10 protein-coding genes are annotated in these 13,646 nt (G+C 49.1%); 5 read left to right on the top strand and 5 right to left on the bottom strand.

The genetic code is table 11. The annotated features are described in order from the left end of the window. Positions 1-684: 684 nt before the first annotated feature. On the bottom strand, positions 685-2,856 hold the full coding sequence (locus MO867_RS17555) for a TonB-dependent hemoglobin/transferrin/lactoferrin family receptor (protein ID WP_252471568.1): 2,172 nt from the start codon (positions 2,854-2,856) through the stop codon (positions 685-687). A gap of 230 nt (positions 2,857-3,086) precedes the next feature. Between MO867_RS17555 and MO867_RS17550 the strand changes: the two genes are divergently transcribed. The 3 genes from MO867_RS17550 to cobN are packed head-to-tail and all read left to right on the top strand — an operon-like array spanning position 3,087 to position 7,911. Further along, positions 3,087-3,617: a MotA/TolQ/ExbB proton channel family protein gene (locus tag MO867_RS17550; RefSeq protein WP_252471566.1), complete on the top strand. Its 531-nt coding sequence runs from the start codon at positions 3,087-3,089 to the stop codon at positions 3,615-3,617. Further along, positions 3,617-3,970 (top strand): DUF2149 domain-containing protein, encoded by a 354-nt coding sequence (locus tag MO867_RS17545; protein ID WP_252471564.1) that lies wholly within the window; start codon positions 3,617-3,619, stop codon positions 3,968-3,970. The genes MO867_RS17550 and MO867_RS17545 overlap by 1 nt, the downstream gene beginning before the upstream one ends. Positions 3,971-3,972: 2 nt before the next feature. Further along, positions 3,973-7,911 carry a cobaltochelatase subunit CobN gene (cobN, locus tag MO867_RS17540; protein ID WP_252471562.1) on the top strand — a complete coding sequence of 1,313 codons (3,939 nt, stop codon included), beginning with the start codon at positions 3,973-3,975 and terminating at the stop codon, positions 7,909-7,911. A 634-nt stretch (positions 7,912-8,545) separates the two neighbouring features. Here cobN and MO867_RS17535 read toward each other — a convergent pair. Next, positions 8,546-8,788 (bottom strand): hypothetical protein, encoded by a 243-nt coding sequence (locus MO867_RS17535; protein WP_252471560.1) that lies wholly within the window; start codon positions 8,786-8,788, stop codon positions 8,546-8,548. Positions 8,789-9,285: 497 nt separating this feature from the next. Between MO867_RS17535 and MO867_RS17530 the strand changes: the two genes are divergently transcribed. Next, positions 9,286-9,966: a DLW-39 family protein gene (locus tag MO867_RS17530; protein ID WP_252471558.1), complete on the top strand. Its 681-nt coding sequence runs from the start codon at positions 9,286-9,288 to the stop codon at positions 9,964-9,966. Between the two features lie 238 nt (positions 9,967-10,204). Beyond that, the gene (locus tag MO867_RS17525; RefSeq protein ID WP_252471556.1) at positions 10,205-10,975 is read left to right on the top strand and encodes a zinc-dependent metalloprotease family protein; all 771 of its coding nucleotides are present in this window, start codon (positions 10,205-10,207) and stop codon (positions 10,973-10,975) included. Between the two features lie 172 nt (positions 10,976-11,147). Here the strand turns inward: MO867_RS17525 and MO867_RS17520 are convergent, their stop codons facing one another. From MO867_RS17520 to MO867_RS17510, 3 genes are all read right to left on the bottom strand, one after another. Further along, positions 11,148-11,504 (bottom strand): DUF4870 domain-containing protein, encoded by a 357-nt coding sequence (locus MO867_RS17520; protein ID WP_252471554.1) that lies wholly within the window; start codon positions 11,502-11,504, stop codon positions 11,148-11,150. A 46-nt stretch (positions 11,505-11,550) separates the two neighbouring features. Continuing rightward, entirely contained in the window at positions 11,551-12,003 is a 453-nt protein-coding gene (locus MO867_RS17515; protein ID WP_252471552.1) for a metallophosphoesterase family protein, read from the bottom strand. Between the two features lie 1,244 nt (positions 12,004-13,247). Further along, positions 13,248-13,457: a hypothetical protein gene (locus tag MO867_RS17510; protein WP_252471550.1), complete on the bottom strand. Its 210-nt coding sequence runs from the start codon at positions 13,455-13,457 to the stop codon at positions 13,248-13,250. Positions 13,458-13,646: the final 189 nt, after the last annotated feature.

Raw genomic sequence — 13,646 nt, 5'->3', positions numbered from 1 at the left:
GAGCAGTACAGTGACTATGGGGCTATAGCTGCATGAAACTGTCCGAAGTGTTGATTTCTATAAAAGTTCGGTAACTATCAATGTTCCACAGGAAATTGTGTTCGATTTTGTTATAGATTTGCGCAGCTGGGAGAGCAAGTATCCCAATACTTTATTCGCGGATTACAATTTTGGGGAAGACAAATGCAAAGTTGGCAGCATTGGTGTTGAGAAATATGGGGGTATAACTGGATGCCTCGTGATGAAACATCAATTAGTTGCCTATAACCGTCCAGACCAAATATCTTGGGGGGGAAGGTGATTTATGGTGGAGCACTGGTACTTTTATTTTTGCCTATTACCAAGCATATAACAGGATATTTTGGTTATCAGATACCTGCAGTTGAAGGGGCTGCATGTCGCTGGGAAAGGCAGTGCTGTTTTAAGATGCACTCTGCCAATCCACTCTACCGGTTAGTCTACCTAATTTACATGCCATTATTCCGGCTGGAGCTTTTGAAGGCATTAAAACTATATCAGGAGGAGGTGAAGGAAATGATGGAGAAAAAATACGCGGATCAGTGAGTGGAGAGTTTTTCTATCGGTGTGAGGCAGAACAATATTATTCACGTGTAAAAAAGGCCGCATGGGAGTACGGCCATCAAGGGACTTATTTGCGAGATAGGAGAGTGTAAAACTTACTATCTAAAAATCGTATCTAAGTGATGCGGAGAAAGTACGCCCCGGCGCTGAGTTGACGGACAGATTGCTGCCTTCATCCCAGCCTGCAACATTCAGGTAGGGAACGTAGTATTTATTCATCAGGTTGTTCACTGCCAGGTTGACGGACATGGAGTCCATTACCTGGTAAGCGAGGGTCCAGTCCACAGTGCCATAACCGGCAGCCTCGGTAGCACCGTCGTTCACCTTTTCCATACGGTCCGCCCAGCGAACCAATACTTGGCTGGATAGCTTGGCGTTGGTGTAGCTGGCACCGACCACACCGGATAGCGGGCTGATACTGGTGAGGTATTCACCGGTCGTATCGTTCTCACCGCGCTGGTAGCTGGCATTGGCAAACAGCTCGATAGACGGAGACAGGTACCAGTTGGCGCTCGCCTCTATACCTTTGATGGTGACGGATTCGATGTTCTGGTACTGGTACTGCTCAAATACATGGGAGAAGCTGCCGTCATCACCATATATAGTTTCACTGTTGATTAAAGTGGTTTCCAGGAAGTCATCGTATTCAGTGTAAAAAGCTGCGGCACTAAAAGCGACCGGGCCCAGGTGTCCGCGCAGGCCGAGTTCGAAGGTGTCGCTGGTTTCCGGTGACAGGTCATCGGCGGGCAGAACCTCGTAGATGTAGGAGGAGGTGGGCTGCAGATAGTGCTCGATATAGGCCAGGTCGTAGGCGGGCACTTTGAAGCCCTGGCCGTACTGGGCAAAAACAGACAGTTTAGGATTGATTTTGTACAGGGTGCCCAGGTTGAAGGAGATATTGCTCTCTTCAATGGTGGCGAATGGGGTGCCGTCAGTTTTCAGGGCGTCATTCGGGTCCATTTCGTACCAGTCGTAACGTATTCCGGGGGTCACGGTCAGCTGGCCATTGGCGAAAGACATCTCGTCATTAATAAACAGGCCGGCACGGGCTACTTCATTTTCTGGGAACTTCTCGGTGGTGGAGTCCAGGGTGGAAGTGCCTTCTACTTCGCGGTACTGGTGAACGGTACGCTCACTCTCAGTTTGTTCCATGTCCAGGCCGTAACCCAAGGTGTGGGTTTCATTCAGGGTTTTGCTGGCGTTAGACAGCAGGCCAATGGTGTCCTGGCGATAGAGGCTGGTTTCCCACATATCGCGAATTTCAACAACACCAAACATAGGGGCGTTGATGTCCAGCTGGCCGTACTGTCCGTCTTCCTGTTCAGACTTGCTGTTATACAGGCTGATATTGACCTGGTCATAAATCGCTGTGGGTGTCTCGCTGTGGTAGCGCAGCTGGTAGGCGAGGGTCTCTTTGTCGGAGACGGATTGCTCAGTAACGATGTTGTAGCCGTAGTCTGCAAGGCCACGGAAGTAATACAGCAGGCCATCGGCACTGTCACCAACTGTTTCCTGGTTCCAATGGTCGATGCTCAGGCTGACAAAGTCTTCGCCAGCTAAGTTGTATTTGGCTTTGTACAGGATGCTCTTCGATTCAATTTTGAAAGGCTCCTGGGTTTCGTCGTAGTTTTGTTGTTCTTCACCATCGCGGAAAGTGGTGTGTAGCAGCTGTTCGAAATTGTCAGTACGCAGGGCGAGGGTAGGGGAAACGTGTGTCTGGTTGGTGATACCGTTGTAGCCGGTTTTGATGGAGCCGCCCAGCTGTTCGCCATCTTCCAGGTGGTCGGAAGCATCTTTGGTGGTGAACACTACGATGCCGGCGAGGGCGTCAGAACCGTACAGGGAGGAGGCAGCACCTTTGGCAACTTCCACCTGTTTCAGGGTGTCCACTTCGATAAATCCGCGGCCAATAATGTCGTTTTGGCCATTGGCGCCGTAGCCTTCGTTAACCCGCATGCCATCTTTGATGATCAACACACGGTCGCCGCCCATGCCACGCACCAGGATGTTCTGTGCGCCGCCTACTTCACCGGTGACTTCCACGCCGGGTTCGTATTGGAACAACTGGTTCATGTCATTGAGCTGAAGCTGCTCAATTTCTTCATGGGTCACCACGGAAACGCTGCCGGCAACGTCTTTCAAGGGCTTTTCTGCACGCCCGCTGACAACAATCAGCTCGAGTTCATTGCTGGACGGAGAGGTCGGGGTCTCTGCGTACAGGTTTGAGGCGCTGGCCAAGCCCAGTATGGCCGCTGCGAGTGGGCGACGTTTCATGGTGAATTCCTTCAGATCGTTGATTCAGTCAGCTCGTTAAGGGTCTTTGTGATGCCCTTTCGGTTGGTCTTGTCGACCAGTTCGGAGCGAGATTATATGGATACTTATCAAAATGTAAAGCTAAATGCGAATCAATATCAATAAGATTTAATTTGACGTTTGCAGATTCTTTGGGTACTTTCCGCGCAAATTTGTGAACAGCATCAATTTTTGGGCTTGGGAGACTTGCCGTGAATATTCAATCAGTTGAGACCTTAATGGCGGATGTGGCCGATTTGTTTATGGCCCCGGTATTGCTGGCGATCCTGGCTCTTTTTATCTATTCGCTATACGCCGCAGGACGCTTTATTTCGCTGTGGATGTTGCGCCGCAAAAATGCTGGAGCCTACCTCTTGGCGTTGAAGCAAGGTCGGGTTGAAACCCTGCCGGGGTATCAGGTGCACAATTTTCACGTCAACAACCCTTTGGCATGTGATGACGAACTGGAAGTTTTTGCCCTGAGAAAATTGGAACTGCTGCGCATGGCGACCCGTATTGCTCCGATGCTGGGGTTGATCGCCACCATGATCCCGATGGGGCCGGCATTGCGCGCCCTGGCCGATGGCAATATCCAGGGCATCAGTGAAAATCTGATTGTTGCTTTTGCCGCTGTAATCTGGGGCCTGGTGATTTCCACTATCACTTTCTGGCCCGCCTCGGTGAAAAAACGCTGGTTTGCTTCTGAGCTGATTAATATTCGCAAACTGAAGGGGGCCGCCTGATGCGCTTCCTGGATGAAGATGAAGAACTGAACCCTATCCTCAGTGCAGTCAACCTGATCGATGTCTTTTTAGTCATCATTGCCGCTCTGTTGATTGCAATCGCACAAAATCCCTTGAATGCCTTTTCCAGCGAAAAGGTCACGGTGATTAAGAATGCCGGCGAGCCGAATATGGAAGTGATCGTCAAGGACGGTAAGGAAATCAAACAATATAAATCTACCGGAGAAATCGGTTCAGGGGAGGGCACCCGCGCAGGTGTGGCTTACCAGATGGCCGATGGCAGCTTGGTGTATGTACCGGAAGGGGAAGGACAAGAAGCCCCTGCCGGTGAAAATGCTTCAGGGGGGAAATAGAGGTGCGTAATAAAATAGTGGCACATTGGGTGTGCCTATTAATAAGCTTTGTTTTTGTCGCTTTTGCCCAGGCCAGTGACAAGCCCAAAGTGCTGTTGATGATGTCGAGCCATACGGCCGAGGCCAAAGGCACATTGCTCACGGATCTCTCTGCGGATCAACCGTTTGAGTTAGCAATATTCAACAGCAAAGGCAAGAGCGACGAAGCGCTCGATCAAGCTTGGTCTACGGCGAGCCTGATCATGCTGGATGGTATTAACCCAGCCCTTTCGGCCTTTATGTTTGGAAAATTCCAGCCGATGCTGGCCAAGCATCCGCAAGTACGGGTGATTTCCCTGGGGGATGCCGATAACAAGTCGATGAATCAGGGGCTTGACGAAGCGCAGCATCGAGCGATCGCCGCTTACTTTAACAATGCGGGCCGCAAGAATTATCGCCACATGATGCAGTTCTTATCGGCTGAGGTTTTTAATCTCTCCAGTAAGTCAGTGCCGGAACCGATTATTGTGCCCAAGGTAGGGTTTTATCATCCCCAGTTGGAGCAGGTGGTCACTGATAAAGAAGCATTCTTCTTCGATTGGTTAAAGCCCGCTGATCAACAGCCGGTTATCGCCGTGGCGATTCATCGCTCAGTGGTGGACTACGAGCAGCAGCAAGTGGTCGACACCCTTTTGAGCGGTTTGGAAGAGAAGGGGGCTAGGGCCTTTGCTTTCTTTTTTGAGGGGGAAGACTTACCGCTTTCCTATCCGGACCTGCTGCAAACGGATAGCGGCGAGACCCGGGTCGACCTGATGATTAACTACCGCTCGCTTCACTATGTGAGCAAACGCCGGGCTGAGTTTGAAAAGCTGGGTGTTCCGGTTATTCACGCACTCAATTACACAGAGGGTAATGAGGAAGCCTACTTCGCTGATAACAGTGGAGTTTCTCCATCCCTGACGCCGTTTTTCCTGGTCATGCCCGAAGACACGGGCAGTATTGATCCGGTAATTATCGCGGCCAATGAAAATGGCAATAAGGTGGTGATGGAAGTGCAGATGCAGGCTCTGATTGAACGGGCCTGGAATCACGCCTCCCTGGCCTATCAGAGCAATACTAATAAAAAGGTGGCAGCATTTATCTGGAATTACCCACCGGGAGAAAAAAATATTGGAGCGGCTTTCCTGGATGTTCCCTCTTCAATTGAGTCTATCGCCAAGGCTATGCGAGATCGGGATTACGAAGTACATATCCGCGATTCGAAGACCCTGATTGACTGGGCCGGTCAGTTACTGCGTCCTTATTATCGCCGGGAAGAGAGTGCAGCCTTGATCGATAAGGGGCTCGCCGACTGGATGCCGCTGTCCACTTACCTGTCATGGTTCAATGGTTTGCCAGCTTCGGTGCGCGATCCGATTGTCGAGCGCTGGGGTAAGCCGGAAGATAATGCCATGCTCGCGGAGCATAATGGCGAGCCTGCTTTTGTCATTCCCCGTATGACACTGGGTAATTTGATTGTGCTGCCACAGGGGGTCCGTGCAGACAACGCCAAGGATCACTCCTCCCTCTACCACGATATGAAAACCCCGGTGAACCATGCCTACCTGGCGGTTTACCTCTACGCCCGTGAAACCTTCGGCGCCGATGCTTATATTCACCTGGGTACTCACGGTTCCCAGGAATGGCTCAGCGGCAAAGAGCGGGGCCTGTCCGTTTACGATGCACCCAGCCTGGCCCTGGGCAATATTCCGGTGTTTTATCCCTACATTATCGACAATGTGGGGGAAGCCATGCAGGCCAAACGTCGCGGCCGTGCCACCATGATCAGCCACCTGACCCCCGGCTTTGCCAAGGCGGGCCTGTATGCCGAGGTGGCTGAGTTGTCGGAGCTGATCGGCAATTACCTGATCCTGTCTGAAGGACAGACCCGTGCGAATACCCAGGAGCGAATTGTCGGCCTGGCGGAAGAGCTCAATATGCTCAAGGATCTGGAGATTAGTGCGGAAGCCCTAACCGCAGACTTTGACAGCCAGCTGAGCCGCCTGCAGGATCATTTGGGCCAGCTGGCAGAAATGAGCCAGCCCCTGGGAATTCACCGCTTTGGTCAGCTGCCCAAAACCGAACATCTCACCAGCACCATGCTGCAAATGTTGGGCGATGGATTTATTACCGCTGCAGATAAGTTTGAAGCTGAACACGGACTGCGCTTACCGGAAGAGCAGATCCACGATGAACGCAATGTAGTGGCGCTGGAGGCGCAGGCCGGATACCAGTTGCTGGACACTTTCCTGGAAGGTGGCGAGTTGGGCCAGGTTCCTGAGTCTCTGCAGGAGCAGTTGGAGCAAGCGCGGGAATACTCCGATAACTTTGCCGAAATTGCCGAATTGGAAAACCTGATGTTGGCACTGGAGGGTAGCTACATCCCGGTGAGTTATGGGGGTGATCCGATTCGCAATCCCCAAGCGGTGCCAACCGGCCGTAACCTGATTGGTTTTAACCCGGCCAAGGTACCTTCTAAAGAAGCTTACGATGCGGGTGTGCAGCTGATGGATCAAACCATCGCGGACTACCATAGCAAGCACGGTCGCTTCCCGGACAAACTGGCATTTTCCCTCTGGTCCCTGGAAACCATGCGCCATCAGGGAGCCCTGGAAGCCCAGATCCTGCACGCCCTGGGCCTCAAGCCCAAGTGGAATGCGCAGGGCAACGTGACCGGTACCGAAGTGATTCCGTATGCGGAATTAAAGCGCCCCCGTATTGATGTCGTAATCTCGGCAACCGGCCTCTACCGGGATGCTTTCCCCAATGTAATGCTGTGGTTGGCTGAGGCTATCGATAAAGTGGCGCAGATGAAGGAAGACAATAACTTTGTCTACCGCCACAGCCAGGCCTTGCAGCAACAACTTCTGGAAGATGGTAACAGCGAAGAGGATGCCAGCTACCTGTCCTCCGTGCGTATCTTCTCCAACGAAAGTGGTAACTACGGGACTGGCCTTGCTGCCGCCAGTCTTGCCTCTGACAGTTGGGAGGGTGACGATAAGCTTGCCGATTTATATATGCGTCGAATGGGTTTTGCTTTTGGTAAAGATGAATCCCGTTGGAGCGAGGACCAGCGCAGTGTTGAACTTTACGGCAAGGTCCTATCCGGTACCGATGGAGTAATTTTCTCCCGCTCCACCAATCTTTACGCCATGATGACCAATGACGATCCATTCCAGTATTTTGGTGGAATCGGTCTCGCTGTGCGCAACCTGGATGGCGCCACGCCGGAAATGTATGTTTCCAATCTGCGACGCAAAGACAATGTAAAGGCGCAAACCCTGGCGGAGTTTGTCAATCAGGAAATGCGTAGCCGCTATTTCCACCCTCGTTGGATCGAGGCGATGCAGGATTCCGGCTATGCCGGTGCCACTGCTATCCTGGATCGCGTCAATAATATGTGGGGTTGGGAAGTGATGACTCCAGAAACCATTCGCGATGACCAATGGCAGGAAATGTTTGAAGTCTATGTGGAAGACAAATATGAAATGGAGATGCGCGAGTTTTTTGAGGAGCACAATGCAGAGGCCTTGGCACAGATGCTGGAGCGTATGCTGGAAGCTGTGCGCAAGGGCTACTGGGATGCGAGACCTGAAACGCTAGAAAAAATGGTTGAGACCTACGCTGAGCTGTCGGAGAAGTTTGATGTAGCCACGGATAACGAGAAATTCAAGGAGTTTGTTAATCAGCAGGCCCTAGGTTTTGGCCTGTCAGCCTTGGCTAGCACCCAGGCACTGGATAGCCCTCAGGCCAGTGTTAACGCTGCCCAGCAGGTCAGTGGGCAGAAACTGGAGCAAGTGTCCGAGTCCACTCCGAACGACCAGCCGGAAAAGCTGATTTGGCTAATGTTGCTGGTGATCGTATTGGCTGGCTTTGTTAGTGGTTTCTTTGATCGCAAGTGGACGCCTGCCAGGACCGCTTGATCGCGTTCGTAATACAGCTTCCGGACTGGGTACAGGCCGGAAGCTGTCCTCTGTTTTTCTCGCCTCAGTTACCAACCTGGCCTTAGGGTTAAGGGCTCCATTGGTATGTCTTGCTTGTCTGCCCTTCGAAAGCTCCAATAGTGTTCATTTCTCTTTCCGCTGATGCTGTGAAGGGGCACTGCCCAATAGTTGGGACCGGGTAGCCCTCAATAACTCGGATCTATTTCAGGGTCTTGTACGATTGGAAAGACAGCATCGTATAGCTTGGCTGTGCGTGGTCGTAATTGCCGGGAACATCCGGTTGTGGGGAATAAATAGCTGGGCTTTAGGGTAGTAACTGGAAGCTGGAGAGGAAGAATCTGGGTAGTTATTTTCAACCTCTTAGATAGTCGCTAGAGATCTCCATCAACCGAAATTCAAGGGGGGGAGAGTAGCTGAGGAGTATTTTGCCACGTTGTTGTCGCCCTGAAAAATGGAAAGCAGGCAGATACCAGGCTCTTGGCATTTCGCGGCAGATTGCACTGGCAGCTGATCGATGTGGAAAATCAAATGTCTATATAAAGTCCTGTCAGATATTGGTAGTTGCGCAATTCTTTGGGGCGAGAGGAATGGGACGTTGGATAATTTGGTGCAGCTAAAGGGGGGGGAATGAAGTGTCGCTATTAGCCAAAAATGCAAATGTGATTTTTGTATTTTTCCCTGCTGTTATTTTCTCGCCAATCTCTGCTGGCCCTTGCAGGATAAGCGTGGCAACGCTGGAATTTGTAGCAAGGGCTGGGCGATATATATTGTTAATTTGAATCGAAAAGCCATGGATTTTTTGGGTAATCCGTCCGTTATGTTTTGACAGGATTGGTCCAATCTTAAGGATTTTCAAGTTGGCTGCAATTTCACATGTGCGTAATTGGCTAACGTGCTCCCATTTTTCTCTCTATTTTTCATGCTGCTTGATTGGCCGCTTCTTTTTTTCTGATGAATTAAATAGTTGCCGATTAAGCTTCAAGTGAAAATTAATTGTCATGGTTTCTCGTGAAGCTATTTCCCTGCTGGAAAATTTCGGTCACCTTTTGGTGATATCTATCACAAATATTCAATGCGGTTTTTTTCCGGCGGACCGTATTTTCGTGAAACGTGCCTGCTTTTTTCCGCAGTTGCCCACAAAATTGAAAATTGATTCGTATTTGGCTCCACCTTTATGAAATTTATGTGAAAAATTTCCTAAAAAAAATCTGCGTGATAATTAGGATCGATCGTCTCAACTAAGTACCAAGTGTTAAGAATCGTAAAGGCTTGACATGAGGTTGGATTTGGTTAAGCGGCCGGCAGGGTGTGCTTTCCCGTTGTATTTAGCACTATTTTTGCGAGAAAAAGTTTGTGAAAAAAATAATTCCTCTCGTTGCCATTGTCGTGGCTGTAGGTTATTTCGTCTGGGCCAAAGGCCAGTCAGCCAAGCAAAATTCAGACGTGGAGCTGAAAAAGCCACAATCTGCAGCCAGCAAAGTCGCCCCTAAAACTAAATCTTTGCAGCAGGAGGAGGTTGTTCCTATTGAGGAGGATGAAAGCCTCCAGAGAGAAGAGGAAAGGCCATTGTGGGTGGAGTCGGACCTCGCCAGAGAAGTATTGAAGGAAAATGGCCGTCTGCCAGTGGATCTCAATGGGGAAACTTATCTTGAGCTTGATGTGGAGATGCTCAACAACCTAACCATCGGGGATTACGTTGATATTGACTTGCCCGGTATCGAAGGGAGCTACGATGCTCAGGTTGGCGGTGTAGAAGATCATGCCAGTGGTAATACCAGTTTACAGTTGAATTTTCCCGGCTTGACCCGCCTGCATGGGGCAACCTTTACCCTTGGAGCTAACTCCACCTACGCCCAACTGAATTTACCTTCCGGTTCTTACACTTTAGAGGCTCAGGGCGGTTACGCCTGGATTGCTCCGAATGGAGCCCTGATTAAAAATCATGTAGAGAAGCATGATCAGGATATGTCTTCTGAGGCTTCGCGGGATAAAAATTGGTCGGATAAAGATGTTCCTCTTAATGATTTTGATTAAGAAGGAATTGGTTCCTAGCATTTCTGCTTTGAACTGATTGTCAGGCAAGGGAAGGTCGATGTAGATCCTGCAGATACCGGGAGCGAACCTCCTCAGGCGATTAACATATTACGGATTATATTTTAATCGAGTCAGGGTATTAAAAAGCGTATTGCCAACACTACTACCAAGTAGTCAATTGAAATCTATTGACTGCTCAGGTACGAGTGCGCACTACTTATAATAAAAGGAGTCAAAAATGAACTTAAAGAAAAGCTTGGCGGCTGCAATTGCAGCATTAACTGTTGCTAGTGCCGTGAATGCGGAAACTGTTGATATCGCCATTATGTATACCACACCGGCCGCTAATTACACCGGTGACATATCAGCTAAGATTGATAACTATATCAGCTATGCGAACAATTCTTTTTCAAGAAATGGCATTGATATTCAGTTGAACCTGGTTGACAGCTGGAGTGCGTCCAGTTCTGATTATCGTGTTAATGAAGACACTCTGGATCTGATCACTTTCCATAGCACTGTTAACAGCTGGCGCTCTTCTAAAAGTGCCGATATGGTGGTTTTCCTGGGTAAAGCTGAGGAAACTGTTATTGATGGCAGCACCTACATTACCTGTGGCATAGCCTGGGTTGGTCAGGGTAGCAACGGCACCATGTCCTCCAGCGCAAAAGAGCGCGCTTACAGCGTGACTGGCGTTGACTGTGGTTATAACACCTTTGTTCATGAGCTGGGCCACAATATGGGTCTGACTCACTCCACTAAGCAAGGTGACACCACCGGTGGTGTTTACTCCTACGGTATGGGCCACGGCGTCGACAATAAGTTTTCCACCATTATGGCTTATCCTTGGGTATATGGTTCAGAGGCTACCCAGTACGATTGGTTCTCCGATCCGGATTGGAATGAGTGTGGCGGCCTTGCTTGCGGTGAGCGCTCAAATGGTCAGGACGTATCTAACGCATATCGTGCTTTAGGTCCGATTGCCGACGATATCTCTGGCTACTATTAATCGACGATTAAATTGCTGAAGACCGTTGCAGAGTATCTCTAGCATTTAGCTAGAAGAAAACCAGGAGAATTTCTCCTGGTTTTCTGGACGCTATGCAGTGGGGGGGCAAAAAAATGGAATTGAGTTAAGTCTCTATTCCATTGAAGCGAAAGATAGCCGATAAACTGGCGAGTTACTTGAAAAACCTGATGCTTAACGGGTAGTGCCAAAATATGCCATCATTTGCCCGAATGGCACCAATAATGATAAAAATAACATTGATCAAAGCCAATCCGATCAAGCCCAGTATACCAATGCCGACAATAATTAAGATGGTGGAAATAATAGAGTAAATTAGCAGGCTAAGCATCCAGTTGAAAATCATCTTGCCATGCTTGTCGATTTCTGTTGAGCGATCCTTCGTCGTAGCCCACATAATAATCGGCACAACAAACCCTGCACCGGGAATCACAATCCAGGCCAGCTGGCTCAGGTGAAGCAGCATGAGAAAGGTATTTGTTTCCATATTCCAGGGGCGATAGTCATCCATTTTTTAATTTTCCTGTAGGCCTAAAATTCTGTGCAGGCTGTACTATCTAATCAGCACGTCCCGTTGATAGATAGCAACCCCAGTCATCCCGTCCTCGCGCAATAGCATCCCGGACAGCTTTGTCAGTATCATAACGGATGTTTAAATGCTCGACATCCCAGGCTCCCCCTTTCTTTTGCTCAACTATGGCATAACTGGCATGGGCACTATAGGTTTCCATGGTGTGATAGTTCGGCTTGTTGTCGGCATAGGCCGACAATCCAACACTGCCAGGATTGACGATTAACTGGCCACTACTAATAGAGGCACTGCGCGACTGGTGGGGATGGCCACAGAGAACCACTTGTGCGCGAGTGGTCCCAAGCAGCTCCTGGACGGAGCGCAGTCGAGGGCGGCCCCTGGTAATATCCTCCAGCAGGTAGATCAGGTCGTTGCTGGGAGTACCGTGACAGAGAAATACTTCATTGGTAATTTGTAAGCTGGGAGCTAACTGCTTCATCCATTGTAGGGGACCTGCTTCCAGATCCTGCAGGGTAAACTTCAGCGTGGAGTTGTTGCCTATTTCTTTAGGGGTGCTTCATAGATTTGCCGATCCTGGGTACCACGGATCGTAATATAATCCTGTTCTATTAGGCGCTCGTAAGTGTGTCGCGGCGCAATCGGGCTATAGAGAATGTCACCGAGGTTTACGGTTAGGTCTACACCACGCTTTTTTTAGGTCAGTAATGATGGCATCGAGGGCATAAATATTACGGTGGGTGTTAGAGAGTACGGCTATTCGCATTAAAGCCTCCATGGGCCAGGGCTAATCACAGTGATAGCGCTTATATTTTCACAGATTGTATCCGGCCGTCTATATCCATTCCCAGTGCTGATTGTAGTGGTCTAATCCTTCCGGACACTTCGCTAAGATGGTAAAATCACCAAGCGAGGTGAAGTATGACAACAAAAGGTACACGCTGGAAATTCAAGTCGGAGTTCAAGAAAGACGCCGTAGCTCTAGTCTCTGAGTAAGGGTATTCGGTTTCCAGGGACGCTAAATAGGAGGAGGAAAATTTTATTTAAAAGCCTACCGTAAAAGACGATCTTAACGGTATGGTAGAGGTGGATGGGGGCAATTAAGATAGAAAGAAGATCTGATTATTGGGGATAAGATTGTAAGGTAATCGATTCTTGCGGCTATAAAGGAGCCTGATAGTATTCGCAAGCATCCATTCTTGCGGGTGGAGACTGTTGGGGCTATCCAGGTATTAAGCTGGATAACTGCAGAATCTGTATCCTTAGTAGGTTGTAGTTTTGCGTATTTTCCTGCCTCCCTGAGGTTTGTATTTTGATGTCATGGTGTCGCCTCTGTACTTGGCAACTCATGAAAAATTGACTACGCCAGCACAAAACTTCATCTCCAAGAAGGCTTGCCAGGTGCTCAGAATTTTTAGGGGTTCGTAGAGGTTCCCTCAAGAGTTTCAGCCTCAAGGCCTGGTACAATCCGGTATACTCAATGGTCTAGCAATTAGCTCTTTCGCTGATTTTTTTAACCTCTTCTCCGAGATAGATTACACCCTGAAAGTTATTCTTATATTCGTTAAGTACCAGATTCTTCAGGCTCTCTGCTTGATCAGGGGAGGTGGCGCGAAAGGGGGGGGATAGCCATTTTTCTCAAAGAAGAGCCGATCTGTATTTGATAAAAAATAATTATCGTTGGGTGATTGGTGAAGGCGTTTGGGTAATTTGATGATTAAATTTTTAACTTGTCCAGTTCTGAAAATAGATTTTCTCGCTTATTTTTTTATAAGGGAGGATGGTCAGCTTGTAGATGGCAATCGTTATCACCAGGCTTATGACCTTGAGTCGCTGGCCTAAGGAAATTGAAAAGTTTGCCAGGTTTCTTTCATCGCCGCCCTCAGCGGACATTTTTCTTAATGTGCTGTATTGATCTTTGGGTGGGGCGTTCATTTGTAATTCCTAGTGGACGATTTTGATATTTGCTTTAGCGGCTGTAGAAACCAAGCACCGCAGGTATATTGCGGAAATTAGCACAACTCCTCGGCAGGGTTCGTTTAGTGACCATTTTAAGTACCTTTGTGAGAAACAACACTTCGGACAGTTTCATACAGCTATAGCCCCATAGTCACTGTACTGCTC

It is taken from the genome of Microbulbifer okhotskensis (assembly GCF_023895975.1).
Lineage (GTDB): Bacteria > Pseudomonadota > Gammaproteobacteria > Pseudomonadales > Cellvibrionaceae > Microbulbifer > Microbulbifer okhotskensis.
The sequence above is the reverse complement of the archived record's forward strand: the minus strand, read 5'-3'. Positions and strand labels throughout refer to the sequence as shown.

Coding starts and splice junctions, on each gene's coding strand:
- MO867_RS17555 (WP_252471568.1), bottom strand. CDS start 2,856: ATGAAACGTCGCCCACTCGCAGCGGCCATACTGGGCTTGGCCAGCGCC.
- MO867_RS17545 (WP_252471564.1), top strand. CDS start 3,617: ATGCGCTTCCTGGATGAAGATGAAGAACTGAACCCTATCCTCAGTGCA.
- MO867_RS17525 (WP_252471556.1), top strand. CDS start 10,205: ATGAACTTAAAGAAAAGCTTGGCGGCTGCAATTGCAGCATTAACTGTT.
- MO867_RS17520 (WP_252471554.1), bottom strand. CDS start 11,504: ATGGATGACTATCGCCCCTGGAATATGGAAACAAATACCTTTCTCATG.
- MO867_RS17515 (WP_252471552.1), bottom strand. CDS start 12,003: ATGAAGCAGTTAGCTCCCAGCTTACAAATTACCAATGAAGTATTTCTC.
- MO867_RS17510 (WP_252471550.1), bottom strand. CDS start 13,457: ATGAACGCCCCACCCAAAGATCAATACAGCACATTAAGAAAAATGTCC.